Raw genomic sequence first — 22,671 nt, forward strand, 5'->3', positions numbered from 1 at the left:
CGTACGTATCAGACTTTTCATCCATTTCGCCCCACGCGTCGCTCGGATTCCGCCAGTCGTCCGCCGCCCATCCGCCCTCTCCCTCACCACCGCACCCGCCGTTCACCTCCGCCCCAGCCACCACGCCGATCACACTCGACTGCTTCCGCCCGAGGAGCCCACGCTGTCCGGTGACACTCCGGCCGTCCGACCGACGGCGCGGCCCCAACCGCCCGCTCCGCGGTGCGGCATACCTTGGCAGAACCGGCTCGCCCCGGCTCCGGCGGCCGGCCTCGACCGCTTCCACGCACTCCCCCACCACCAGGCCGTCGTCACCCTGCTGACCTGCTGCGGCTGCCTCCGCTGGGGCGAACGGCTCGCCGGCCACCGCCCCTACCCGGACCCGGAGTCCCTGCTGGCCGCCGGCGACGAGGCCAGCTACGACCTCACCTCGGCCGAGCAGGTCGAGGCGCTGGCCCAGGAGGCGCCCGCGCCGCTCCCACCGGCTCGCCCCGGCCCCGGCGCCCTCGCCGCCCACACCGCACTGCGCGCCGCGCACGCCGCGTACGAGCTCCGCTTCCGGTACGCCTTCGTCATCTGCCTGGACGGCTACCGTGCCGACGAGCTGATGGACCAGACCCTGCACGCCATCCGCACCCGCCTGGCACACGAACCGGACGAGGAGCGGTCGGTCGCCGCGGAGGAATTACGGCGGCTGGCGCGCGCCAGGCTCGCGCGACTCGCGGCCGGATGTCCTTGATGGACGGGTTCGGACTTGTGTGATAGCCCGTTGGTGCCTGTTTGATCACACCTAAGGACCCCCGCGCGAGGAACCGACAACTCGTCGATACGATGACGAGCGGCCGGTGGACCGTACCCGGCCGGGCCCGACCGACAGAGAAGCCGGCGCGGCCCTAGTCCCCGCTCCCGGAGGGTTCTTCCGTGCCGGCTGGAACGCTGTACCGCGGCCGGGAAGGCATGTGGTCCTGGGTGGCTCATCGAGTCACTGGCGTCCTCATCTTCTTCTTCCTGTTCGTACACGTCCTCGACACCGCTCTCGTCCGTGTCTCCCCCGACGCGTACGACAACGTCGTAGCGACTTACAAGACGCCCATCGTCAACGTGATGGAGTACGGCCTGGTGGCCGCCATCCTCTTCCACGCGCTCAACGGCCTGCGGGTCATCGCTGTGGACTTCTGGTCCAAGGGCCCGAAGTACCAGAAGCAGATGCTGTGGACCGTCGTCGGCGTCTGGGTCGTGCTGATGGCTGGTGCCTTCTACCCCGTGCTGCAGCACACCCTGCGCACGCTGTTCGGGAGCTGACGCGTGATGTCTGCTGAATCCACCACCGCCGAGAACGTCGCGCTCTACGACGCGGACAATCCCGCTCCGGTCATCGAGGCGCCGCGCAAGCGCACCGGGAGGACCCCGAAGTCGACCCGCACCAACTTCGAGCTGTACGGCTGGCTGTTCATGCGGCTGTCCGGCATCGTCCTGGTCGTCCTCGTCCTCGGCCACCTGCTGATCCAGCTGGTGCTCGACGGCGGCGTCTCCAAGATCGGCTTCGCCTTCGTGGCCGGCCGCTGGGCCTCGCCCTTCTGGCAGGTCTGGGACCTGCTGATGCTGTGGCTGGCCATGCTGCACGGAGCCAACGGCCTGCGCACCGTCATCAACGACTACGCGCAGCGGGACAACACCCGCTTCTGGCTGAAGATGCTCCTCTACACCGCCACGGTGTTCACCGTCCTTCTGGGCACGCTGGTGATCTTCACCTTCGACCCGAACATCCGCTAGGCCCCGGGCTGAGGGACTGAGGTATCCACCCATGCAGATCCACAAGTACGACACCGTCATCGTCGGCGCCGGCGGCGCCGGCATGCGCGCCGCCATCGAGGCGACGAAGCGCAGCCGCACCGCCGTGCTGACCAAGCTCTACCCGACCCGCTCCCACACCGGTGCCGCCCAGGGCGGCATGGCCGCGGCCCTCGCCAACGTCGAGGAGGACAACTGGGAGTGGCACACCTTCGACACGGTCAAGGGCGGTGACTACCTGGTCGACCAGGACGCCGCCGAGATCCTGGCGAAGGAGGCCATCGACTCGGTCCTCGACCTGGAGAAGATGGGCCTGCCCTTCAACCGCACGCCGGAGGGCCGGATCGACCAGCGCCGGTTCGGCGGTCACTCCCGCAACCACGGCGAGGCCCCGGTCCGCCGGTCCTGCTACGCCGCGGACCGCACCGGCCACATGATCCTCCAGACGCTGTACCAGAACTGCGTCAAGGAGGGCGTGGAGTTCTTCAACGAGTTCTACGTCCTGGACCAGCTGATCACCGAGGTCGACGGCGTCAAGAAGTCGGCCGGTGTGGTCGCCTACGAGCTGGCCACCGGCGAGATCCACGTCTTCCAGGCGAAGTCGGTCATCTACGCCTCGGGCGGCACCGGCAAGTTCTTCAAGGTGACGTCGAACGCGCACACCCTGACCGGTGACGGCCAGGCCGCGTGCTACCGGCGCGGGCTGCCGCTGGAGGACATGGAGTTCTTCCAGTTCCACCCGACCGGCATCTGGCGGATGGGCATCCTGCTGACGGAGGGCGCCCGCGGTGAGGGCGGCATCCTCCGCAACAAGGACGGCGAGCGCTTCATGGAGAAGTACGCGCCCGTCATGAAGGACCTCGCCTCGCGTGACGTCGTCTCGCGCTCCATCTACACGGAGATCCGCGAGGGCCGCGGCTGCGGTCCCGACGGCGACCACGTCTACCTGGACCTGACGCACCTGCCGCCGGAGCAGCTGGACGCCAAGCTGCCGGACATCACCGAGTTCGCGCGCACCTACCTCGGCATCGAGCCCTACACGGACCCGATCCCGATCCAGCCGACCGCGCACTACGCCATGGGCGGCATCCCGACCAACGTCGAGGGTGAGGTCCTGGCGGACAACACCACCGTCGTGCCGGGCCTGTTCGCCGCCGGCGAGGTCGCCTGCGTCTCCGTGCACGGCGCCAACCGCCTGGGCACCAACTCGCTGCTGGACATCAACGTCTTCGGCCGCCGGGCCGGCATCGCGGCCGCGGAGTACTCGGCCACCGCCGACTTCGTCGAGCTGCCCGAGAACCCGGCGTCGCTGGTCGCCGAGCAGGTCGAGCGGCTGCGCAACTCCACCGGTGGCGAGCGGGTCGCGGAGCTGCGCAAGGAGCTCCAGGAGTGCATGGACGCCAACGTGATGGTGTTCCGCACCGAGCAGACGATCAAGACCGCGGTCGAGAAGATCGCCGAGCTGCGCGAGCGCTACCGGAACGTGGCGATCCAGGACAAGGGCAAGCGCTTCAACACCGACCTGCTGGAGGCCATCGAGCTGGGCAACCTGCTCGACCTGGCCGAGGTCATGGCGGTGTCCGCGCTGGCCCGCAAGGAGTCCCGCGGCGGTCACTACCGCGAGGACTACCCCAACCGCGACGACGTCAACTTCATGCGGCACACCATGGCGTACCGCGAGGTGGGCGCCGACGGTTCCGAGTCGATCCGGCTCGACTACAAGCCGGTCGTGCAGACCCGCTACCAGCCGATGGAGCGTAAGTACTGATGAGCACCCCGACCATCGACAAGCACTCCGCGGCCCTGGACGCGGCCGAGAACGACGCTGCGCACCTGATCAGCGTCACCTTCCGGATCCGCCGGTTCAACCCGGAGGTCTCCGAGGAGGCCGGCTGGCAGGACTTCCAGCTGGAGATCGACCCCAAGGAGCGCGTCCTGGACGCCCTCCACAAGATCAAGTGGGACCAGGACGGCTCGCTCACCTTCCGCCGCTCCTGCGCGCACGGCATCTGCGGCTCGGACGCCATGCGGATCAACGGTCGCAACCGGCTGGCCTGCAAGACGCTGATCAAGGACATCAACCCCGAGAAGCCGATCACCGTCGAGGCCATCAAGGGCCTGACGGTGCTGAAGGACCTTGTCGTCGACATGGAGCCCTTCTTCCAGGCGTACCGGGACGTGATGCCGTTCCTGATCACCACCGGCAACGAGCCGACCCGCGAGCGCCTGCAGTCCTCCGAGGACCGCGAGCGCTTCGACGACACCACCAAGTGCATCCTGTGCGCGGCCTGCACCAGCTCGTGCCCCGTGTTCTGGAACGACGGCCAGTACTTCGGCCCGGCGGCGATCGTCAACGCGCACCGCTTCATCTTCGACTCGCGTGACGAGGGCGGCGAGCAGCGGCTGGAGATCCTCAACGACAAGGACGGCGTCTGGCGCTGCCGGACGACCTTCAACTGCACGGACGCCTGCCCGCGCGGTATCGAGGTCACCAAGGCGATCCAGGAGGTCAAGCGGGCCCTGATCACCCGGCGGTTCTGATCCGTCGGGCCCGACCCGGGCCGCTTGCTTCCCAGGGCCCCGCCCCCGTTCGTACGGGGGCGGGGCCCTTCGCCGTCTCCGGGCTCGGCCGCGGGCCGGTGCCGGTCAGTCCGACCGCAGGGCCATCGCGGCCAGTGCCTCGTCCTGGGCACGCCGTTCCCGCATAACCTGGGCGTAGGCTCCCAGGGCCGCCCGGCGTCGCTGCAACTCGGCTATCTCGGCGTCGAGTTGGGCCATCTGCCGCTCCACCACGCCGCACGAGAAGCTGCACGACATCAGGCCGGGACCGCCCTGGGCGCAGGGCAGCAGGTCGCGGATGGAGTCGGTGTTCAGACCGGTGGCGAGCAGTTCGCGGATGCGGGCGACGGTCGCGACGGCTCCTGCGTCATAGGTGCGGTAGCCGTTCGTGTCGCGTCCGGCGCAGAGCAGGCCGCGCTGCTCGTAGTAGCGCAGCACTCGGGTGCTGACGCCGGCGCGGCGGGCCAGTTCGCCGATCCGCATCGGTCCCGTCGGCCGCGGATCCGTCCCCGTGCCGTCCGCCATGTGACGCCCCTCTCCCCCGCTTCTTCCCGGTGTCGGCTTGACCTTGACACCAGTGTCAAAGGGCAACCTCTCGGGCATGACGCAGATTCCCGTAGCGCAGACCCCGTCCGTTTCCCTTCCCCGTCTCTCCACCACCGTCGCCGGCCCGGCCGACGGCCCCGGCGTCCTGCTGGCGCACGGCGCGACCGGCAGCGTCCGGGACAACTACGGCACGCTGATCCCGGCCCTGACCGCCACCGGCCACCGGGTGGTGGCGCCGGACTACCCCGGTTCGGGCGAAACCCCGCGCGCCGCCGGCCCGTTGGAGCTGGACGCGCTGGCCGACGCGGTGGTCGCCGAGGCGGTCGCGGCCGGGCTGGAGACCTTCACCGTGATCGGCTTCTCGATGGGCACCGCGGTGTCCGTGCGGGCCGCGGCCCGCCATCCGGAGCGGGTGCGGGGGCTGGTCCTGACCGCCGGGCTGGCCAAGGCGGACGCCCGCGCCAACGTCTGGCTGGACCTGTGGCTGCGGCTCCTGGACCGCGGCGACTACCAGGGCTTCGCCCAGGCGCGGGCGCTCAGCGGGCTGTCGCCGGAGCGCCTGAACGCGCTGCCGCCGGCCGAGCTGGCCGCCGTGCTGGACCCGGACCCGACGCTGCCGCCGGTCGGCTCGGCGGAGCAGGCGGCCCTGGTGAAGGCCCTGGACACCACCGCCGACCTGCCGGGCATCACGGTCCCGACCCTGGTCGTCGCCACGACCCTGGACGCGCTGCTGGACCCGGCCAACTCCCGCTATCTGGCGGACCACATCCCGGGCGCGGAGTACGTCGAGATCGCCACCGGGCATCTGCCGATGGTCGAGCGGAACGCGGAGTGGCTGGCGCTGATCGGGGACTTCCTGGCCGCGCGGGGCCTGTGACCTGCGGTCCGTCCCCGGGCCCGCCGCGTCCTCATGCCGGCTCGCCGGCCAGCACCTTGTCGAGGAAGGCGTCCAGATTCCCCACGGTGCGCGCGATCCGGTCCGCCAGCGGAAGGGTCTCCTCGTGCCGCCCGGCGAGCTGGGACTTCTTGCGGCCGCGGACGTAGAGGGAGCAGGCGAGGTCGGCGCACAGATAGGTGCCGACGGTGTTGCCCTGCCGGCCCGCGACCCCGGCACGGCGGGCGGCGAGCAGGCTGACGCCGGAGCCCGGGTGCCCGGTCAGGCAGATCGAGCAGACCGTCGTCTTGGTGAAGCTGCGCCGTACGCCCTGCGGCACCCGCAGGGTCACACCCATCAGGCCGTCGGCCCGCGGGGCGACCAGGTAGCTACGGTCCGGCGCTCCCCGGTCGCGCCACCCGAGGAAGTCGAGGTCCGCCCAGGGGAGTTCGGCCAGCCCCACGGGGAGGTTGAGCCTGCTCGCCTCGCCCTTCGAGCAGTTCACGAAGGACGCGCGTATCTGTTTTTCGCCAACCGGATCCATGGCTCGGGACGCTAACAGCGGGGTCCGGGGCGCGTCGTCCGATTTTCCGGTGCCCCGTCCCCGCCGGTCGTCACTCGATCACCGGCGGCGGGATCTTCCGCGGCGGGGTCCCGGTGCTCTCGTCCTCGTCGGGGTGGCGGGACCGCGGTCCTCCGGAGCGGCGCCGGCCGCCCTTGTCGGACTGCTCCGCCTTGCCCCGGCCGCCCTTGCCCTCGGTGGACGCCGGGTCGGCCGCGGTGGCCCGGGCGCCGCCGCGGCTGCGGTGGAGTCCGGCGCCGCCCTGCTTGCTGCCGCCGGCCGGGCCGGCCGGGCCCTCGGGCCGGGCGGTCGGGGCGCCGGGGGTGCGGGGCGGCGTCGCGGCGCGGGCGGCGACCGCGTCGGGGCTGCCCGCCGTGCCGCCGGCGCTCCGGCGGGCCTTGCCGGAGCCGCGCCCGGCACGGCGCGTCCCACCGGTGGGCAGCCCGCCGCCCGTCACCCCGATGACGCCCGACACGACCGCGCTGTTCGGCAGGCCACCGCCGGCGGGCGCGGGGCCGCTCTGGCCGCCGGGCGGCGTGCCCGCGCCGACGGCGTGGCCGCCGGCCGGCGGTGCGGCGAGGGTGCCGCCGCCGATGCTCTCCAGTCCGGTGGTCACCGGCCGGTCGGCCCGGGGACTGTCGAAGCCGGCCGGTACCGCGCCGCCGCCCGCGCCGTTGGGCCGCTGCGCCGTCGGCGGGTGCTGCGGGGCGGGGCCGCCGGTCACCTCGGCGTTCACCGGCGGCGGGGCCGGGCTGCCGGACGGGGCGACCGGCCAGTCGCCCTCGACGCCCTGCCCGGTGCCCTCCCGGAGCCGCTCCCCCTGCGCCTCGTAGTGGGCGGCCAGTTCGTCCATCACGATGACGGCCTCGATCTGGCGCTGCTTGCTCGGGGGGAGGCTGCCGCGGTTGAGCTCCAGCGCCATCCGGGTGTCGAGCTTGGGATTGGCCATGTCCCGCTTGAACTGGCTCTCGTCGCCGGCCGCCTCCATCGGGTCGGCCGCGGCGCCGGCGAGCTGGAGCTTGGCCAGGGCCTTCTGTGCCTCGCGGAGGTTGTGCGCGACGCCGACCTCCGGGCCCGAGGAGCGGGTGCCGATCAGGGTGGACTCGACGTTGCGGGCGTGCTGGTAGCTCCGGTCGATCTTCGCCAGCACCTTGGCGGCCTCCCGGCGGAACGCCTCGGCCGCCGAGCCCTCCCAGTGCGCCGAGGCGTGCTCCACGGCGTCCTGGAACGCCTTGCGGATCCCGCCGTGTCCGTCGTCGCCGCCCAGCCGGTCGGCGGAGGACCGCCAGTGCCGGCCGGAGGTCTCGATCGCCCCGGCGCTGGCGTGCTCGATCATCGCCCGGAGCGCGGGCAGGCCGTGCTGCTGGAAGTCGGAGGGGGACCGCGGGGTCAGCCGGTGTCCGCGGAGCGACTTCAGCCGCTCCGCCCGCTCGTGCTCGGTCCGCCGGCGCGCCATCTCCGCGGCGCCGTCGCGCGCCTGCCCGGTCTCCGTCATACCGGTCCCCCTCCCTCGAACTCGCCGTCGTCATGTCCGCCCGGTGCGGGCCGCGCTGTCCCGCCCGGTGCCGGGCGGGGGTGGGACATCAGTGCTCGGGGGGCCGGGTCTCGTGCTCCTGGTCCTCGTAGGCGCCGCGGCTGGCCTCGGTCTTCTCGCCGAAGGTGCGGATCAGGTCCTGGAGCGCGCCGAGCACGTCCGCCATGTACGTCTGCATGCCGTCGTGCGCGCCGGCGAGCTTTCCGGCCTCGACGAAATCGACCCCGAACGCCGACTTCGGGATCGCCGTGGCGTATTTGACCGTCTGATGGGGATCGTCCATATCGCGCTGCAGGTGACGCAGCTGCCGCACGACGACGTCCAGTTCCTCCAGGTCGACCCTGAACTGCTCGGCCATGTACCGCTTCTCCCCGTTGCCCCGCGGGCTTTCGCCACCAAGCTATCAAGCCATTCGGGCTCCCCGTACGCCCGTTCTCCTGATACCCGCGCCGGGGCGGGTTGTAGCGCGGATCGGAAGCCTCTGAGCAGCCAATTCACAGAACGGAAAAGAAATCTGACGTAGCCTCAGCGAATTCCGCATCAGGGGGCGGGGGCGAGGCGGTGCCGACAGTTCCAGACGCGGGACGAGAGGCGGGCCAGCAGGCGGGCCGCGGGGTCGTCGACGTCCTGGCCGTTGGCCAGCGGGCCGGTGTAGCAGACGGCGAGGGCGTAGGGCGGGGCGTCGGGCGGGTGGACCAGCCCGACGCCGTGCCGCACCCCGGGGAACCAGCCGTTCTTGCTGGCCAGACGGGTGCCGGGCGGCAGGCCCGCGGCCAGGTCGACCCGGTGGGCGTTGTGCTCCAACCGGGCCAGCACCTCCGGTTCGAGCGATGTCAGCAGCCGGATCAGGTCGTGGGCGGTGACGCGGTTGTCGAGGCCGGCGGCGCGGGCCGGGGCGTCCTCGACGCCGCGCGGGCTCCGGGAGGCGGCCGACGCCCCGGCCCGCCGCCACACCTCGGCCACCGCGGCATGGCCCACCGCGGTCAGGCAGAGGCTGGTGGCCAGGTTGGAGGAGTGGCTGACCATCCGGCCGGCGAGCCAGCCGAGCGGCGCGGTGCGGCCCAGCAGCTCCCAGGGCGCCGGATCGCTGTCGTCCACCCGGGAGTGGGTGTAGCTGCCGTCGGCCGCCGAGGCGAAGCGGTTGACGACGGGGACCTCCCGGTCGGGGTCGAGTCCGCTGCGGTGGACGGCGGCGAGCACGGCGACCTTCATCGTGCTGGCCGCGTAGTGCGGGACGTCCGCGTTCCGCAGGATCACCGGGGGGCGCTGCCAGGGGGCGACGGCGACGGAGAGCATGGCCCATCTTGGCATCCGCCACCCGCGAAACGGGGCGGCCGGGCCGGTCGCGGACGCCCCCGTGCGCCCCGCTCGTTCCGTACGCCCCGCGCGTCGATCACCGCGACGACTGACGGTCCGTCATCGCTCGGCACCGTCCCGCAGCCGTGCCGCCTCCGCCGCCAGGGTGGCCATCGCCGCGTGGTGCAGGCCGCCGCCGAAGGTGATCCGGGTCGCGCCGAGGGCGCCCAGCTCGCGCGGGGCGGGGCCGCCGGCCCTGGCCAGGGCGTTGAGCGGGAGGGGGGCCGCCGCGGCCAGCTCGGGCAGCAGCTCCGGCGGGACGAGGATCGGGTAGAGGCAGTCCGCGCCGGCGGCGGCGTAGCGGTGGGCCCGCTCCAGCGCCGCGTCGAGGTCCGTCCCGCCGCGCAGGAAGGTGTCGATCCGGGCGTTGACGACCAGCGCCTCGCCCGCCTCGGCCCGTACCTCGGCCAGCCAGTCGGCCTGCTCCCGCGGGTCGCGGAGGGCACCGGTGGCGTGGTCGGAGTCCTCCAGGTTGCAGCCGACCGCGCCGGCCTCGGCGAGCCGGCCGACCAACTCCTCGGCGGACAGCCCGTACCCGGCCTCCACGTCCGCCGTCACCGGGACGTCCACGGCCCGGACGATCCGGGCGATCGCCGCGAACATCTCGTCGGCCGGGGTCTCGCCGTCCGCGTAGCCCAGGGACGCGGCGATGCCCGCGCTGGGCGTGGCCAGCGCCGGGAAGCCGGCGTCGGCGAAGACCCGGGCGCTGGCGGCGTCCCAGACGTTGGGGAGGATCAGCGGGTCGCCCGGCCGGCGGTCGTGGTGCAGGGCGCGCAGGGTCGCCGCGCGGGCGGCGGTCACAGCTCCGCCCCGGGCGGCTGGCGGACCGTGACGTTGACGCGGTTCCAGTTGTTGATGGCGACGATCACGGCGAGCAGGTGGGCGAGTTCGGTCTCGTCGAACTGCGCGGCGGCCCGCTCGTAGACGGCGTCCGGCACGAAGCCTTCGGTGAGCACGGTGACCGCCTCGGTGAAGGCCAGGGCCGCCCGCTCCCGCTCGGAGTAGAGGTCGCCGGCCTCCTCCCAGGCCGGCAGCAGGTCGATCCGCCGCTGCTCGACACCGGCCGCACGGAGGTTGGTGACGTGCATGTCGATGCAGAACGCGCACCTGTTCAGCTGGGAGGCGCGGAGCACGACCAGCTCCGCCAGGACGTCGTCGCCCAGCCCCTTCTTGGCGGCCTGGGTGAGCTTGAGCTGGGCCTGGAAGAAGGCGGGGACCCGGCTCCAGTACTTCATGCGGTGGCTCATCGCGTTCACACCTGACCCGGGACGAGGCGGGTGGTCACGCCGAAGCGGTTCCAGGCGTTGATGGTGGTGATCTGGGCGATCAGCTGGGCCAGTTCGGCCTCCTCGAAGACGGCGGCGGCCTGCTCGTAGACGGCGTCCGGCACAAAGCCTTCGGTGAGCACGGTGATCGCCTCGGTGAGGGCCAGGGCGGCGCGCTCCCGGTCGGTGTAGAAGCCGGCGGCCTCCTCCCAGGCGTTGAGGAGGGCGATCCGCTCCTCGGTCTCGCCGGCCTTCCGGGCGTCGGCGGTGTGCATGTGGAGGCAGAAGGCGCACCTGTTGAGCTGCGAGGCGCGGATGTTGACCAGCTCGATCAGGGTCCCGTCGAGGCCCTTCTTGGCCGCCGCGTCCAGCGCGATCATGGCCTTGTAGACCTCGGGGGCGAGCTTGGCCCAGCGCATCCGGGGGCCGTGGTGGTGGCCCGCCCCGGCGGGGGCCTGCTGGGTTGCGGAAGGTGTCGTCGGGTTCGTCATGACCTTGACGCTACGGGGTGAGTGGCGCAGGAGTATGGTCCACTTCCATGGAGAAATCGCGGGCCACTTTCGGTCGGGATCTCGGGCGGGACCTGCATCTGGACCTCGACGGGCCGGGCGGGGTGCGGGCCTCCCTGATGAGCGCGCTGCGCGAAGCCGTGCGGTCCGGGCGGCTGACCCCCGGCACCCGGCTGCCGTCCTCCCGTTCCCTCGCCACCGACCTCGGCATCGCCCGCAACACCGTCGCCGACGCCTACGCGGAACTGGTCGCCGAGGGCTGGCTGTGCGCCCGACAGGGCTCCGGCACCGAGGTCGCCGAGCGGGTGCTGCCGCGGGCCGGCGGCGGGGCGCCCCGGCGCACCCCGGCCCCGCCGTCCCCGACCGCCGCCGGGCCGCGCTTCGACCTCACCCCCGGCACCCCGGACGTCTCGGCCTTCCCCCGGACCGCCTGGCTGGCGGCGGCCCGCCGGGCGCTGACCGCCGCGCCCAACGAGGCGTTCGGATACGGCACCGCGGCCGGCCGCCCCGAACTGCGCGCGGTGCTCGCCGACTACCTCGCCCGGGTCCGCGGCGTCCGCACCGATCCGGACCGGATCGTGATCTGCGCGGGGTTCATGCAGGGGTTGGGGCTGCTGTGCCGGGCGCTGAAGCCGCGCGGCGGCACGCCCGGCCGGGTCGCCACCGAGTCCTACGGACTGCCCTTCCACCGCGACGTCATCACCCGCGCCGGGCTCGGCACCGTCCCGCTCCCGGTCGACGCCCACGGCGCGGACACCGGCCGACTGGCCGACCTGGACCACCTGCGGGCGGCCCTGCTCACCCCCGCGCACCAGTTCCCCACCGGCGTCCCGCTGCACCCGGACCGGCGGGCCGCCGCGGTCAACTGGGCCCGTTCCAGAGGTGGTTACGTCCTGGAGGACGACTACGACGGCGAGTTCCGCTACGACCGGCAGCCGGTCGGCGCCCTCCAGGGGCTCGACCCCGACCACGTCGTCTATCTGGGCACCGCGAGCAAGAGCCTCGCCCCGGCGCTGCGGCTGGCCTGGATGGTGGTGCCGGACCGGCTGATCGACCGGGTGCTGGAGATCAAGTCGACCGGCGAGTGGCAGTCCGGGTCGCTGGACCAGCTCACCCTGGCCGAGTTCATGTCCTCGGGGGCGTACGACCGGCACGTCCGCGGGATGCGGCTGCGCTACCGGCGGCGGCGCGACCAGCTGGTGGCCGCGCTGGCCGAGCGCGCCCCGCATGTGCACGTCTCGGGGATCGCCGCCGGGCTGCACGCCGTGCTGGAACTCCCCGCCGGGACCGAGCAGTCCATCACCCGGGCCGCGCTGTGGCAGGGGCTGGCGGTGCAGGGGCTGGCGCAGTTCACCGACCCGGCGGGCCCCGCGGTCGCCCGGGACGCGCTGGTCATCCCCTACGGCCGCCCGCCGGAGCACTCCTTCGCGACCATCCTGGACGCCCTGCTGCGGGCGCTGCCGCCGGGCGACTGACCGGGCCCGCTCAGGGGCGTTCCGCGGCCAACGGGGCGGGACCGGGTTCGGCCACCGGCTCGGCGGGGTGCGCGGCCGGCGCCTCGCCGAACCGGGCCAGGGCCAGCGCCCCCGCGACGGCCAGCGCGAAACCGGCGACGGCCAGCGGGGCCAGCCCCTCGCGGGTGCGGTCGCCGAGCCAGGCGACGCCGACCACGGCCGGGCCGAGCGTCTCGCCGATCACCATGCCGGCGGTGGCGGTGGTGACCGCGCCGCGCTGCAGGGCGGCGGTCAGCAGCAGGAAGGCCGCGGCCCCGCCGATCAGCAGCGCGTAGCTGGCGGGATTGGTGAGCAGGTCGGCCGGCCCGAAGCCGTCGATGAGCCGCACCGCCACCTCGACGACACCGAAGCCGAAGCCCGCGCCGAGGCCGAGCACGGCGGCGCGGGCCCGGTCCGGGAGACGGCCGGCCAGGGCGCCGCCGGCCAGCAGGGCGAGCGCGCAGACCAGCACCCCGATCCGCAGCGCGGGGGTGCCGGCGCGGTGCCCCTCGGCGCCGGACGACAGCGCCAGCAGGGCCAGGCCGCCGCAGACCACCGCGACCGCGCCCCACTCCGCACGCCGGAGGCGGACGCCCAGGACCGGCGCGGCGACCACCGCGGTCACCGCCAGGGTCGCCGCCAGCGCCGCGCCGACCGTGTAGATCGGCAGCGTCCGCAGCGCCACCAGCTCCAGCAGGAACCCCAGCCCGTCCAGCGCCAGTCCGAGCAGATACCGCCACTGCGTCAGCACCCGCAGCAGCAGCCGGGCGTCGACGCCGGACCCGGTGCCGGTCGGGGTGTCCCGGGCCGCCACGGCCTGGAACACGGACGCGGTGCCGAAGCACACGGCGGAGGCCAGTGCACAGATCATCCCGAGCAACATGGCCCGACTGTACGGGGCCACCGGGCCACGGGGGCAGGGGGCACCCGACCGGGTGCCCGGCGCGCATGCTCCACCCGCACGCCGGACAGGCCCTAGACGCCCAGCACCTCGCGGAGTCGGGCCAGGCCCCAGTCGAGGTCCTCCTCGCTGATGACCAGCGGCGGGGCGATCCGGATCGTCGCGCCGTGGGTCTCCTTGACCAGGACGCCGCGGGCCAGCAGCCGTTCGGCCACGGCCCGGCCGTCTCCGCGGGAGGGGTGGACGTCGATGCCGGCCCACAGGCCCCGGCCGCGGACCGCGTCCACCGCGCCGCCGCCCACCAGCGGCGCCAGCGCGCGGTGCAGGTGGTCGCCGAGTTCGGCGGCCCGCCGCTGGTACTCGCCGGTGCGCAGCAGCGCGATCACCTCCAGCCCGACCGCGCAGGCCAACGGGTTGCCGCCGAACGTCGAGCCGTGCTCGCCGGGCCGGAAGACCCCCAGCACCTCGCGGGAGGACACCACGGCGGACACCGGCACCACCCCGCCGCCCAGCGCCTTGCCCAGCACGTACACGTCGGGCACCACGCCCTCGTGTTCGCAGGCGAAGGTGGTCCCGGTGCGGCCGAGCCCGGACTGGATCTCGTCGGCGACGAAGAGCACGTTCCGGGCCCGGGTCAGCTCGCGCACGCCGGCCAGGTAGCCGCGCGGCGGCACCACGACGCCGGCCTCGCCCTGGATCGGCTCCAGCAGCACGGCGACGGTGTCCGCGTCGACGGCCGCGTCCAGGGCGGCCAGGTCGCCGTAGGGGACGACGGTGAAGCCGGGGGTGTACGGGCCGAAGTCGGCGCGGGCCTCGGGGTCGGTGGAGAAGGAGACGACGGTGGTGGACCGGCCGTGGAAGTTGTTCTCCGCGACGACGATCCGGGCCCGGCCGTCGGGGACGCCCTTGACCTTGTAGCCCCACTTGCGGGCCGTCTTGACGGCGGTCTCCACCGCCTCCGTGCCGGTGTTCATCGGCAGGACGAGTTCCATCCCGCACAGGTCGGCGAGCTGGGTGCAGAAGTCGGCGAAACGGTCGTGGTGGAAGGCGCGGGAGGTGAGCGTGACCCGCTCCAGCTGGGCGCGCGCGGCGTCCAGCAGGCGGCGGTTGCCGTGGCCGAAGTTGAGCGCGGAGTACCCGGCGAGCAGGTCCAGGTAGCGGCGGCCGGTGACGTCGGTCATCCAGGCGCCCTCGGCGGTGGCCACGACGACGGGGAGCGGCTGGTAGTTGTGCGCGCTGTGGGCCTCGGCGGCGGCGATGAACGCTTCCGTGGATGTCACGGCTGACTCCGTCCGGTGGGCCGGACCGGCGGGCCCGACCGTATCGGCGGGGGCCGGCCCCGCCGTCGTGCTCTCCGGCCTCTCGTTGCTCCTGCGGCCTCCCCCGTCCCTTCCCTTCCATTGTCGGGCCCGGGGGCAAGCGCCCGCAGACCATGCGCCGGTCCCCCGGCCGGCCCTCCGCCCGGTGCGGCGGGGGCGCGTGCCGGGGCAGTTCGCGGCGTCGGCCGGGGCGCGCCGCACAGCGGGCGGGACGTCGCGGACAGGCCCTAGACTTCCGGTGCGCAGCCGCGACTGGCGTACGGGGAACGGACCCCGAGGGAGCGGTGCGCGGCCACACGCCTACGAGGTGCCGCCCGCCTGGGTACCCCGGGACCACGACCGACCACCGATCGATCGCCCCGGAGGACGCCATGACGGCCCATCCCGCCACCCATCCCGCCCTGCACGCCACCGACCCCGAACTCGCCGCGCTGGTCGACGCCGAGGAGCGGCTCCAGGCCGACACCCTGCGGCTGATCCCCAGTGAGAACTACGTCTCCGCGGCCGTGCTGGAGGCCACCGGAACGGTCCTGCAGAACAAGTACAGCGAGGGCTACCCGGGCCGCCGCTACTACGAGGGCCAGCAGAACATCGACCTCGTGGAGACGCTGGCCGTCGAGCGCGCCAAGGCCCTCTTCGGCGTCGAGCACGCCAACGTCCAGCCGTACTCCGGCTCGCCCGCGAACCTCGCCGTGTACCTCGCCTTCGCCTCCCCCGGCGACACGGTGCTGGGCATGTCGCTGCCGATGGGCGGGCACCTCACGCACGGCTGGGGCGTCTCGGCGACCGGGACGTGGTTCAACGGGGTGCGGTACGGCGTACGGGCCGACACCGGGCGGATCGACTTCGACCAGGTGCGCGACCTGGCCCTGAAGGAGCGCCCGAAGATCATCTTCTGTGGCGGCACGGCCGTTCCGCGGACCATCGACTTCGCCGCCTTCGGCGCGATCGCGCGGGAGGTCGACGCGGTGCTCGTCGCGGACATCGCGCACATCGCCGGTCTGGTGGCGGGCGGCGCGCACCCCTCCCCCGTGCCGCACGCCGACGTCGTGGCGACCACCACCCACAAGACGCTGCGCGGCCCGCGCGGCGCGATGCTGATGTCCCGCGCCACCCACGCCAAGGCGATCGACAAGGCGGTCTTCCCGGGCCTGCAGGGCGGGCCGCACAACCACACCACGGCCGCCATCGCGGTGGCGCTGCGCGAGGCGTCCGCGCCGTCCTTCCGGGAGTACGCGCACGCCGTCGTCGCCAACGCCAAGGCGCTCGCCGAGGCGCTGCTGGCGCGCGGCTTCGACCTGGTCTCCGGCGGCACCGACAACCACCTGGTGCTGATCGACCTGACGTCGAAGGAGGTGCCCGGCAAGGTCGCCGCCAAGGCCCTGGACCGGGCCGGGATCGTGGTGAACTACAACACCGTGCCGTTCGACCCGCGCAAGCCGTTCGACCCGTCCGGGATCCGGATCGGCACCCCGTCGCTGACCTCGCGCGGGCTGGGGACGGCGGACATGCCGAAGGTCGCGGAGTGGATCGACCGCGGCGTGCGGGCCGCGGCCGGCGCCGACGAGGAGGCGCTGGCGACGATCCGCAAGGAGGTGGCGGACCTGATGGCCGCCCATCCGGCCCCGGGCCTGCCCCTGGGCGGCTGACCCCCGGAGCCCCGCGAGCACCCGGAGCACCCGGAGCACGGGAGCACCGGGAATACCCCTCACCACCCCCACGTTGTGGCCCCGTAGGGGGCGCCTGCGTCCCCTACGGGATGTGTTCGGCCACCCCCTGCGGGCCTCCACGCCCGGGCCCCCGGCGGACCTGAGACAATGCTTGCCATGGCTCTCGATCGCCCGTCCGCCACCCACCACCACCCCAAGGGGAATGGCTCCGCCATGCCGCGTCCGCCTCGTGTGCTCTCCGGAATCCAGCCCACCGCCGGCTCCTTCCACCTCGGCAACTACCTCGGTGCGGTGCGCCAGTGGGTGGCGCTCCAGGAGTCCCACGACGCGTTCTACATGGTGGTCGACCTGCACGCGATCACCGTTCCGCAGGACCCCGCCGAGCTCCGCCGCAACACCCGGATCGCCGCGGCCCAGCTGCTGGCCGCCGGTCTCGACCCGGAGCGCTGCACGCTCTTCGTGCAGAGCCACGTCCCCGAGCACGCCCAGCTCGCCTGGGTGATGAACTGCGTCACCGGCTTCGGTGAGGCGTCCCGGATGACGCAGTTCAAGGACAAGTCGGCGAAGCAGGGCACGGACCGGACGACGGTCGGCCTGTTCACCTACCCCGTCCTGATGGTCGCCGACATCCTGCTGTACCAGGCCGACCAGGTCCCGGTCGGCGAGGACCAGCGCCAGCACCTGGAGCTCACCCGCGACCTCGCGGACCGCTTCAACACCCGCTTCGGCGACACCTTCACGGTCCCGAACCCGTACATCGTCAAGGAGACGGCGAAGATCTTCGATCTTCAGGACCCGTCGATCAAGATGAGCAAGTCGGCGTCCTCGCCGAAGGGCATCATCGACCTCCTCGACGACCCCAAGGTCACCGCGAAGAAGATCAAGAGCGCCGTGACGGACACCGACACGGTGATCCGCTTCGACCGGGAGGCCAAGCCCGGCGTCAGCAACCTCCTCACCATCCTGTCCACCCTCACCGGCGAGGACATCCCCTCGCTGGAGCGCTCCTACGAGGGCAAGATGTACGGCGCGCTGAAGACGGACCTGGCCGAGACGATGGTCGACTTCGTCACACCGTTCCGGACCCGTACGCAGGAATACCTCGACGACCCGGAGACGCTGGACACGATCCTGGCCAAGGGCGCCGAGAAGGCCCGTGCGGTGGCGGCCGAGACGCTGGCCGCCACGTACGACCGGATCGGGTTCCTGCCGGCCAAGGGCTGACCGTCCGGGGACGGCCGGGGACGCGCCTTCGGGTCCGTCCCCGGCACACTGGGAAGGGTGCGCGCCCACGCGGCGCGCATGCACACGTCAGGAGGGAGAACGCAGTGGGGACCGTCACGCTCGGCGTTTCGCTCGCGGTCCCGGAGCCGCACGGCAGCTTCCTCCAACGGAAGCGCGAGGACTTCGGCGACCCGGCCGCCCGCGGCATCCCCACGCACATCACCCTCCTCCCACCGACCGAGGTGGACGCCGACGCGCTGCCCGGCATCGAGCGGCACCTCGCCACGGTCGCCGCCGTCTGCCGGCCGTTCCCGCTGCGGCTGGAGGGCACCGGCACCTTCCGCCCGCTCTCGCCGGTGGTCTTCGTCAAGGTCGTCGAGGGCGCCCGCGGCTGCGCCGTCCTCCAGGAGCGGGTCCGCGCCGCGTCCGGGCCGTGCGCCCGTGAGCTGCAGTTCCCGTACCACCCGCACGTGACGGTCGCGCACGCCATCGACGAGGCGGCCATGGACCGCGCCCAGACGGAGCTCGCGGACTACTCGGCAGCCTGGACGATCGGCGGCTTCGCGCTCTACGAGAAGGGCGACGACGAGGTCTGGCGGCTGGAGCGGGAGTACCCGTTCGGGTCCGGCGGCGGGTCGGTGACGCTGCCCCGGCAGGCCGCGGAGTCCGCCGAGCTGTCCCGGCCGCCCGCCGCGTCCTCCTCCTGAGGCGTCGCCGCGTCGGGCCCGCCGCGCGCACCTGCCCGGTGCTCCGGGTGGCAGCCGCACTCCGGGGTGGCCGGAGGCTAGTGTTCCGGATCAGCCGGAGCGGTCGGCGCGGGAGGGCGGTACGGGGATGACTGGCGGACGGGGCATGCGGGGGAACGGCGAAGACGGGGGCACGCCCGCGGACGACGGCCCCACGGACAAGCGCTCCACGGACGACGACCCCGCGGAGAAGGGCCCCGCGGAGAAGGACCCCGCGGAGGAGCGCCCCGGCGCCGATGGCGGGATGCTGAAGCGGGTCTCCCGGCTGCCGCTCGTCGGCCCGCCGCTCGTCCCGGTCGTCCGCCGGGTGCTCGCCACCCACCTGTGGCGCAGCTACGAACGGATACAGCGGGTCCACTGGACCCGGCTGGCCGCGGCCATCACCTTCACCAGCTTCATCGCGCTGTTCCCGCTGCTGACCGTCGGGGCCGCGATCGTCGCCGCCACCATCGGCAAGGACCGGCTGCACAACCTGGAGGACAAGCTCTCCGAGCAGGTCCCCGGCATCGCCGCTCAGCTCGACCTCGCCGCGCTGGTGGAGAACGCCGGCACGGTCGGCCTGATCGCCGGTGCCGTGCTGCTGTTCACCGGCATCGGCTGGGTGCAGTCCCTGCGCGACTGCCTGCGGGCCGTGTGGGAGGCGCCCGCCGAGGACGTCAACTTTCTGTTCGGCAAGGTCCGCGACGGCGTGCTGCTGCTCGGCCTCGGCGGGGTGGCGCTGGTCTCCCTGGGCTCCTCGGCGTTCGCCTCCGCGGCGGTCGACCGGGCGGTGGCGGCGATCGGCCTGCCCCAGGGCGGCGCGGTCAGCATCCTGCTCACCGTCGCCGGGTTCTGCACCGCGGTGCTCGCCGACTTCCTGATGCTGGCCTACATCCTGACCAAGCTCGCCGGCGCCCATCCGCCGCGGCGCGCTCTGGTCGTCGCCTCGCTGATCGGCGCGATCGGCTTCGAGGTGCTGAAGCTGCTGCTCAGCGGCTATCTGCGGGGCGTCGCCGCACGCAACATGTACGGCGCGTTCGGCACCCCGGTCGCGCTGCTGCTGTGGATCAACTTCACCGCGAAGCTGCTGGTCTTCTGCGCGTCCTGGACGGCCACCCATCGGGTGGGGCCGGAGGCGGGGACGGAGCCGGCGGCGGCCACCGGGACGTGACGCCCGCGGGGAGGTGACCGGCGCGGGGACGTGCCGGCCGTGCCGGGTGCCGGCCGCCGCCTCCCGGCCGGCGGCCGGCGGGCCCGGCCCCCGGTCTCAGTCCCGCGCGGTCACTTCTTCCGCCGGCCCCCGCCGGCGCCCCGACGCCCCCGCTCGCCGGCCGGCAGCGCCCGCCGCCGGCGGGCGAAGAACACCACCGCGCCCAGCAGGACCACCACCGCGCCGCCGATGCCGGCGGCCGTCCACGGTCCGCCCCAGCCGCCGGCGGAGTCCAGCGCGGCCTGGGTCTCCTTGTCGCCGTCCTTGGCGCCGCCGGTGCCGTTGCCCGCGCCCTTGGGGTCGACGAGGCTGCCGACCGGGTCCACCTTGCCGTCCGCGGCGAAGCCCCAGTCGAAGAGCTTGGCGGCCTCCCGGTACGCCTCGTTGTGCTGCTTCTTCTCCGGGTTCATGACGGTGACCAGCAGCTTGCGGTCACCGTGCTGGGCGACCCCGGTGAACGTGGACCCGGCGTTGGTCGTGGAGCCGTTCTTCACGCCCGCGATGCCCGGGTACGGCTTGATGTCGAAGTCGCCGCTGAGCAGGCGGTTGGTGTTCTGGATGCCGAAGGTCGCCCGCTTGCCGTCCTTGCCCATGTCGCCCGGGAACTGCGCGCTCGCCGTGGAGCAGTACTCCCGGAAGTCCGGGTTCTTGAGCCCGGCCCGGGCGAACAGGCTCAGGTCGTAGGCGCTGGACACCTGCCCCGGTGCGTCGTAGCCGTCCGGTGTGATCACGTGCGTGTCGGTGGCGTTCAGCTCCACCGCCCGCTTCTGCATCTCCTTGACGGTGGCCTCGGTGCCGCCGTTCATCGCCGAGAGCGTGTGCACCGCGTCGTTCCCGGACCGCAGGAAGACCCCCAGCCACAGGTCGTGCACGGTGTACGTGAGGTTCTCCTTTATCCCGACCAGGCTGCTGCCGGTGCCCATACCGGCCAGGTCGGCCGGCTTGACCTTGTACGTCTGGGTCTTGGGGAACTTCGGCAGCACGGTGTCGGCGAACAGCATCTTCAGCGTGCTGGCCGGCGCCAGCTGCCAGTGCGGATTCTTCGCGGCCAGCACCTCGCCGGACTCGGCGTCGGAGATGATCCACGAGCGGGCGGTGAGCTCCTTGGGGAGCGCGGGCGCGCCCGCCTTGAGCTGCACCTGGACACCGGGCTGGCCCAGCCGCTCGCCGCCGACCTGTGACATCTTCGCGGGCGGCACGGGGGCCTTGGGCGGCTGCCCCCCGTCCGCGGGGGCGGCGTGCGCGGTGCCGGCCAGCAGGGGCGACACCAGCAGCGCGGAGGACGCCAACGCGGCGACGGTACGAACGGCGGAGGGGGACGCGGAGGCACTCTTGGTCGTCGGCACGTCCGTGAACGTACCCGTCTGCGACCGCCTCTTAGAACGCGCCCCACGGAAGAGTGCCCCTCCGAACGGCCGGATGGAGCCGCCGCCCATACTGGAACCCATGAAGCTCTCTCGCCCCGTGTCCTGGTTCCTGCTCGCCTTCGGGGTGTGGAGCTGGTGCATCTGGTTCACTTTCGTCAAAAATTTGATCAAGGATGCCAGCGGTCTTGCCTTCGACTCGGCCGGCGATCCGACCGCGTACTTCTGGGTCCACCTGCTGCTCGCCGTGGTGTCCTTTCTTCTGGGGACGGCAATCGGCGTGATCGGGTTCCGGGGCGTCCGCGCCCTGCGCCGCGAGGCGGCGGCCGGGACAGCCGCCAAGGGCTGACGGGGACGGGGCGGGCCGCCGCACGACAGGCCCCCGGTACCCGCTCAACTGCGGGCCGGGGGCGGTGCGTTGCGGTCGGGGCCGGGCGGCTTCTACTGCCCCGCGAACTTCGCGCTGATCGTGTTGAAGACGCGTTGCGCCTCCGGGCCCAGGTACGGGCCGGCCAGCCAGGTGTGGGCGTTGGAGCTGATCGAGGTGTTGGAGATCAGCGTGAGCTTGCCGCCGCGGCCGACGAACCAGCCGCCGCCGGACGTGCCGCCGGTCATGGTGCAGCCGATCCGGTCCATGGCGGGCGTGCCCTGCTGCATGGTGAGGCGGCCGGGGCGGTCGAGGCACGCCATCATCCGGGCGCCGTCGTAGGGCGGCGCGGCCGGGTAGCCGAACGCCTTGACGGAGCTGATGCCGTCGGCGTGCGGGGCGTTGAACCACACCTGGGCCGCGGCGCCGACGGTCTCCTGGAGGGACTTGCCGCCGCCGTTCTCCGGCCGGACGTGCAGCACCGCGAAGTCGTAGGCGGAGCCGCCGTTGCCGGACGAGGAGCTGCCCATGTCTATCCACTCGCCGGAGGTCGTGATCCAGTCGGCCCAGAAGCGGCCGTACGGGGTGACCTGGTCGGTGGGGGCGGTGCCGACCTGGCTCATCGGCACGCCGTGGTCGTTGTACGACGGCACGAAGACGATGTTGCGCATCCAGCCGCCCTGCCGGCCGGAGTGGACGCAGTGGCCCGCGGTCCACACGAGGTTGGACTTCCCCGGGTGCGCCGGGTCCTCGACGATGGTGCCGGAGCAGACCATCGGGCCCTTGGGGCTGTCGAAGAAGATCTTCCCGACCGGGGCCATGTTGCGGTGGTAGGGGCGGGCCACCTCTTCGGCGTTGACCGGGCGGGGTTCGGGGTCGGTGGCGCCGCTGCCGCCGACCGCCTCGGAGGCCCGCACGCCGACGTCCGGCGCGGCCTGGGCCTGCGCCATCCGGTCGGCCTTCCAGTGATCCTTGATGATCGGGTTGGCGAAGTCCTGGGCCTTATGGGCCCATTTCTCCCAGTTCTTCCAGCCGCCGTCCTGCCACTTCTTGAGGTCGTCGAGGCTGGTCGGCGCCCCGTCGGGCAGCCGCGGGCCGCCGGCCTTCTGCTCCCCGGCGGCCGAACTCCCGGCCCCGGACGCGGCGTTGCCGTCGGGACCGCAGGCGGTCGCGGCGACGGCGAGCAGCACTGCGGCCGCCGCGGCGGCCAGCCCGGTCCGGCGACGGGAACGGGCCCGGACCGCCCCCGCGGCCGGCCGGCGGCACTCCTGCGAGGCCGATGGTGTGGACGGGATGGGCGGGACGGGTGGTGTGGACGGCACGGTGCGGTTCCCCCCTGGTGCGTACGGGCGTGCGGGCGCGGCACGGGACGGCTGGCGGCCGACACCGGCTGGTGCGCCGT

General features: G+C 73.2%; 24 protein-coding genes and 1 riboswitch. Of the genes, 12 read left to right on the top strand and 12 right to left on the bottom strand.

Translation table 11 applies throughout. The annotated features are described in order from the left end of the window. Positions 1 to 229: 229 nt before the first annotated feature. The 5 genes from SNOUR_RS16145 to SNOUR_RS16165 all read left to right on the top strand — a co-directional run bounded on the left by SNOUR_RS16145 (position 230) and on the right by SNOUR_RS16165 (position 4,332). A complete protein-coding gene (locus SNOUR_RS16145; protein ID WP_079142699.1) occupies positions 230 to 739 on the top strand; it encodes a 2-oxo-4-hydroxy-4-carboxy-5-ureidoimidazoline decarboxylase in 510 nt (169 codons plus the stop codon). 182 nt (positions 740 to 921) lie between these two features. Further along, positions 922 to 1,302: a succinate dehydrogenase, cytochrome b556 subunit gene (sdhC, locus tag SNOUR_RS16150; RefSeq protein ID WP_016574684.1), complete on the top strand. Its 381-nt coding sequence runs from the start codon at positions 922 to 924 to the stop codon at positions 1,300 to 1,302. A 6-nt stretch (positions 1,303 to 1,308) separates the two neighbouring features. After that, the gene (locus SNOUR_RS16155; protein WP_067347590.1) at positions 1,309 to 1,773 is read left to right on the top strand and encodes a succinate dehydrogenase hydrophobic membrane anchor subunit; all 465 of its coding nucleotides are present in this window, start codon (positions 1,309 to 1,311) and stop codon (positions 1,771 to 1,773) included. 31 nt (positions 1,774 to 1,804) lie between these two features. Next, a complete protein-coding gene (gene sdhA / locus SNOUR_RS16160) occupies positions 1,805 to 3,559 on the top strand; it encodes a succinate dehydrogenase flavoprotein subunit (protein WP_067347592.1) in 1,755 nt (584 codons plus the stop codon). Beyond that, a complete protein-coding gene (locus tag SNOUR_RS16165; RefSeq protein WP_039633460.1) occupies positions 3,559 to 4,332 on the top strand; it encodes a succinate dehydrogenase iron-sulfur subunit in 774 nt (257 codons plus the stop codon). Before sdhA ends, SNOUR_RS16165 begins: the two co-directional genes overlap by 1 nt. 105 nt (positions 4,333 to 4,437) lie before the next feature. Here the strand turns inward: SNOUR_RS16165 and SNOUR_RS16170 are convergent, their stop codons facing one another. Then, on the bottom strand, positions 4,438 to 4,875 hold the full coding sequence (locus tag SNOUR_RS16170) for a MerR family transcriptional regulator (RefSeq protein WP_067347594.1): 438 nt from the start codon (positions 4,873 to 4,875) through the stop codon (positions 4,438 to 4,440). Positions 4,876 to 4,951: 76 nt separating this feature from the next. Here SNOUR_RS16170 and SNOUR_RS16175 point away from each other — a divergent pair, with 76 nt between their 5' ends. Continuing rightward, positions 4,952 to 5,773 (top strand): alpha/beta fold hydrolase, encoded by an 822-nt coding sequence (locus SNOUR_RS16175; protein ID WP_067347596.1) that lies wholly within the window; start codon positions 4,952 to 4,954, stop codon positions 5,771 to 5,773. A 31-nt stretch (positions 5,774 to 5,804) separates the two neighbouring features. Here the strand turns inward: SNOUR_RS16175 and SNOUR_RS16180 are convergent, their stop codons facing one another. The 7 genes from SNOUR_RS16180 to SNOUR_RS16210 all read right to left on the bottom strand — a co-directional run bounded on the left by SNOUR_RS16180 (position 5,805) and on the right by SNOUR_RS16210 (position 10,978). Then, a complete protein-coding gene (locus tag SNOUR_RS16180) occupies positions 5,805 to 6,314 on the bottom strand; it encodes an FBP domain-containing protein (protein ID WP_067347599.1) in 510 nt (169 codons plus the stop codon). Positions 6,315 to 6,384: 70 nt separating this feature from the next. Further along, the gene (locus SNOUR_RS46205) at positions 6,385 to 7,827 is read right to left on the bottom strand and encodes a hypothetical protein (protein ID WP_067347602.1); all 1,443 of its coding nucleotides are present in this window, start codon (positions 7,825 to 7,827) and stop codon (positions 6,385 to 6,387) included. An 88-nt stretch (positions 7,828 to 7,915) separates the two neighbouring features. Continuing rightward, entirely contained in the window at positions 7,916 to 8,224 is a 309-nt protein-coding gene (locus SNOUR_RS16190) for a hypothetical protein (protein WP_067347605.1), read from the bottom strand. A gap of 182 nt (positions 8,225 to 8,406) precedes the next feature. Further along, positions 8,407 to 9,162, bottom strand: a complete 756-nt coding sequence (locus SNOUR_RS16195) for a serine hydrolase (protein WP_067347608.1) — start codon at positions 9,160 to 9,162, stop codon at positions 8,407 to 8,409. 120 nt (positions 9,163 to 9,282) lie between these two features. Then, positions 9,283 to 10,023 (bottom strand): isocitrate lyase/PEP mutase family protein, encoded by a 741-nt coding sequence (locus SNOUR_RS16200; RefSeq protein WP_067347611.1) that lies wholly within the window; start codon positions 10,021 to 10,023, stop codon positions 9,283 to 9,285. Then, positions 10,020 to 10,469, bottom strand: coding sequence for a carboxymuconolactone decarboxylase family protein (locus SNOUR_RS16205; RefSeq protein ID WP_067347614.1), 450 nt, complete (start codon positions 10,467 to 10,469; stop codon positions 10,020 to 10,022). Before SNOUR_RS16205 ends, SNOUR_RS16200 begins: the two co-directional genes overlap by 4 nt. 5 nt (positions 10,470 to 10,474) lie before the next feature. After that, positions 10,475 to 10,978: a carboxymuconolactone decarboxylase family protein gene (locus SNOUR_RS16210; RefSeq protein ID WP_079142701.1), complete on the bottom strand. Its 504-nt coding sequence runs from the start codon at positions 10,976 to 10,978 to the stop codon at positions 10,475 to 10,477. 47 nt (positions 10,979 to 11,025) lie between these two features. Between SNOUR_RS16210 and pdxR the strand changes: the two genes are divergently transcribed. Then, positions 11,026 to 12,471 carry a MocR-like pyridoxine biosynthesis transcription factor PdxR gene (pdxR, locus tag SNOUR_RS16215; RefSeq protein ID WP_067347619.1) on the top strand — a complete coding sequence of 482 codons (1,446 nt, stop codon included), beginning with the start codon at positions 11,026 to 11,028 and terminating at the stop codon, positions 12,469 to 12,471. A gap of 10 nt (positions 12,472 to 12,481) precedes the next feature. Here pdxR and SNOUR_RS16220 read toward each other — a convergent pair whose 3' ends face one another. Both SNOUR_RS16220 and rocD read right to left on the bottom strand, forming a co-directional pair. Then, the gene (locus SNOUR_RS16220) at positions 12,482 to 13,372 is read right to left on the bottom strand and encodes a hypothetical protein (protein WP_312632588.1); all 891 of its coding nucleotides are present in this window, start codon (positions 13,370 to 13,372) and stop codon (positions 12,482 to 12,484) included. Positions 13,373 to 13,464: 92 nt separating this feature from the next. Then, positions 13,465 to 14,670 (bottom strand): ornithine--oxo-acid transaminase, encoded by a 1,206-nt coding sequence (gene rocD / locus SNOUR_RS16225; RefSeq protein WP_067347625.1) that lies wholly within the window; start codon positions 14,668 to 14,670, stop codon positions 13,465 to 13,467. 277 nt (positions 14,671 to 14,947) lie between these two features. Next, positions 14,948 to 15,040, top strand: a riboswitch (ZMP/ZTP riboswitch). Between the two features lie 40 nt (positions 15,041 to 15,080). On the opposite strand from rocD, the gene glyA reads away from it, so the two are divergent. The 4 genes from glyA to SNOUR_RS16245 all read left to right on the top strand — a co-directional run bounded on the left by glyA (position 15,081) and on the right by SNOUR_RS16245 (position 19,499). Continuing rightward, on the top strand, positions 15,081 to 16,358 hold the full coding sequence (gene glyA, locus SNOUR_RS16230) for a serine hydroxymethyltransferase (protein WP_067347628.1): 1,278 nt from the start codon (positions 15,081 to 15,083) through the stop codon (positions 16,356 to 16,358). Between the two features lie 234 nt (positions 16,359 to 16,592). Next, complete coding sequence (gene trpS, locus SNOUR_RS16235; protein ID WP_078875777.1) at positions 16,593 to 17,603, top strand: tryptophan--tRNA ligase; 1,011 nt, start codon at positions 16,593 to 16,595, stop codon at positions 17,601 to 17,603. A gap of 104 nt (positions 17,604 to 17,707) precedes the next feature. Continuing rightward, positions 17,708 to 18,310 (top strand): 2'-5' RNA ligase family protein, encoded by a 603-nt coding sequence (locus SNOUR_RS16240; protein ID WP_067347631.1) that lies wholly within the window; start codon positions 17,708 to 17,710, stop codon positions 18,308 to 18,310. Positions 18,311 to 18,437: 127 nt separating this feature from the next. Then, positions 18,438 to 19,499 (top strand): YihY/virulence factor BrkB family protein, encoded by a 1,062-nt coding sequence (locus SNOUR_RS16245; protein WP_079142703.1) that lies wholly within the window; start codon positions 18,438 to 18,440, stop codon positions 19,497 to 19,499. Positions 19,500 to 19,609: 110 nt separating this feature from the next. On the opposite strand, the gene SNOUR_RS16250 is transcribed toward SNOUR_RS16245, so the two are convergent. Continuing rightward, positions 19,610 to 20,884 (bottom strand): D-alanyl-D-alanine carboxypeptidase family protein, encoded by a 1,275-nt coding sequence (locus tag SNOUR_RS16250; RefSeq protein WP_067347634.1) that lies wholly within the window; start codon positions 20,882 to 20,884, stop codon positions 19,610 to 19,612. Positions 20,885 to 20,984: 100 nt separating this feature from the next. On the opposite strand from SNOUR_RS16250, the gene SNOUR_RS16255 reads away from it, so the two are divergent. Next, positions 20,985 to 21,251, top strand: coding sequence for an SCO4848 family membrane protein (locus SNOUR_RS16255; RefSeq protein ID WP_067358378.1), 267 nt, complete (start codon positions 20,985 to 20,987; stop codon positions 21,249 to 21,251). Between the two features lie 92 nt (positions 21,252 to 21,343). Here SNOUR_RS16255 and SNOUR_RS16260 read toward each other — a convergent pair whose 3' ends face one another. After that, entirely contained in the window at positions 21,344 to 22,591 is a 1,248-nt protein-coding gene (locus tag SNOUR_RS16260; RefSeq protein ID WP_376738520.1) for a trypsin-like serine peptidase, read from the bottom strand. Between the last annotated feature and the right edge of the window lie 80 nt (positions 22,592 to 22,671).

Source organism: Streptomyces noursei ATCC 11455, from assembly GCF_001704275.1.
Lineage (GTDB): Bacteria > Actinomycetota > Actinomycetes > Streptomycetales > Streptomycetaceae > Streptomyces > Streptomyces noursei.

Excerpts from the sequence above, each read along its gene's own strand:
- SNOUR_RS16180 (WP_067347599.1), bottom strand. The coding sequence starts at position 6,314 with ATGGATCCGGTTGGCGAAAAACAGATACGCGCGTCCTTCGTGAACTGC.
- SNOUR_RS16245 (WP_079142703.1), top strand. The coding sequence starts at position 18,438 with ATGACTGGCGGACGGGGCATGCGGGGGAACGGCGAAGACGGGGGCACG.
- SNOUR_RS16165 (WP_039633460.1), top strand. The coding sequence starts at position 3,559 with ATGAGCACCCCGACCATCGACAAGCACTCCGCGGCCCTGGACGCGGCC.
- SNOUR_RS16155 (WP_067347590.1), top strand. The coding sequence starts at position 1,309 with ATGTCTGCTGAATCCACCACCGCCGAGAACGTCGCGCTCTACGACGCG.
- SNOUR_RS16255 (WP_067358378.1), top strand. The coding sequence starts at position 20,985 with ATGAAGCTCTCTCGCCCCGTGTCCTGGTTCCTGCTCGCCTTCGGGGTG.
- SNOUR_RS16195 (WP_067347608.1), bottom strand. The coding sequence starts at position 9,162 with ATGCTCTCCGTCGCCGTCGCCCCCTGGCAGCGCCCCCCGGTGATCCTG.
- SNOUR_RS16220 (WP_312632588.1), bottom strand. The coding sequence starts at position 13,372 with ATGTTGCTCGGGATGATCTGTGCACTGGCCTCCGCCGTGTGCTTCGGC.
- SNOUR_RS16190 (WP_067347605.1), bottom strand. The coding sequence starts at position 8,224 with ATGGCCGAGCAGTTCAGGGTCGACCTGGAGGAACTGGACGTCGTCGTG.
- sdhA (WP_067347592.1), top strand. The coding sequence starts at position 1,805 with ATGCAGATCCACAAGTACGACACCGTCATCGTCGGCGCCGGCGGCGCC.
- SNOUR_RS16170 (WP_067347594.1), bottom strand. The coding sequence starts at position 4,875 with ATGGCGGACGGCACGGGGACGGATCCGCGGCCGACGGGACCGATGCGG.
- SNOUR_RS16205 (WP_067347614.1), bottom strand. The coding sequence starts at position 10,469 with ATGAGCCACCGCATGAAGTACTGGAGCCGGGTCCCCGCCTTCTTCCAG.
- pdxR (WP_067347619.1), top strand. The coding sequence starts at position 11,026 with ATGGAGAAATCGCGGGCCACTTTCGGTCGGGATCTCGGGCGGGACCTG.
- SNOUR_RS16175 (WP_067347596.1), top strand. The coding sequence starts at position 4,952 with ATGACGCAGATTCCCGTAGCGCAGACCCCGTCCGTTTCCCTTCCCCGT.
- trpS (WP_078875777.1), top strand. The coding sequence starts at position 16,593 with ATGCCGCGTCCGCCTCGTGTGCTCTCCGGAATCCAGCCCACCGCCGGC.
- glyA (WP_067347628.1), top strand. The coding sequence starts at position 15,081 with ATGACGGCCCATCCCGCCACCCATCCCGCCCTGCACGCCACCGACCCC.
- SNOUR_RS46205 (WP_067347602.1), bottom strand. The coding sequence starts at position 7,827 with ATGACGGAGACCGGGCAGGCGCGCGACGGCGCCGCGGAGATGGCGCGC.
- SNOUR_RS16210 (WP_079142701.1), bottom strand. The coding sequence starts at position 10,978 with ATGACGAACCCGACGACACCTTCCGCAACCCAGCAGGCCCCCGCCGGG.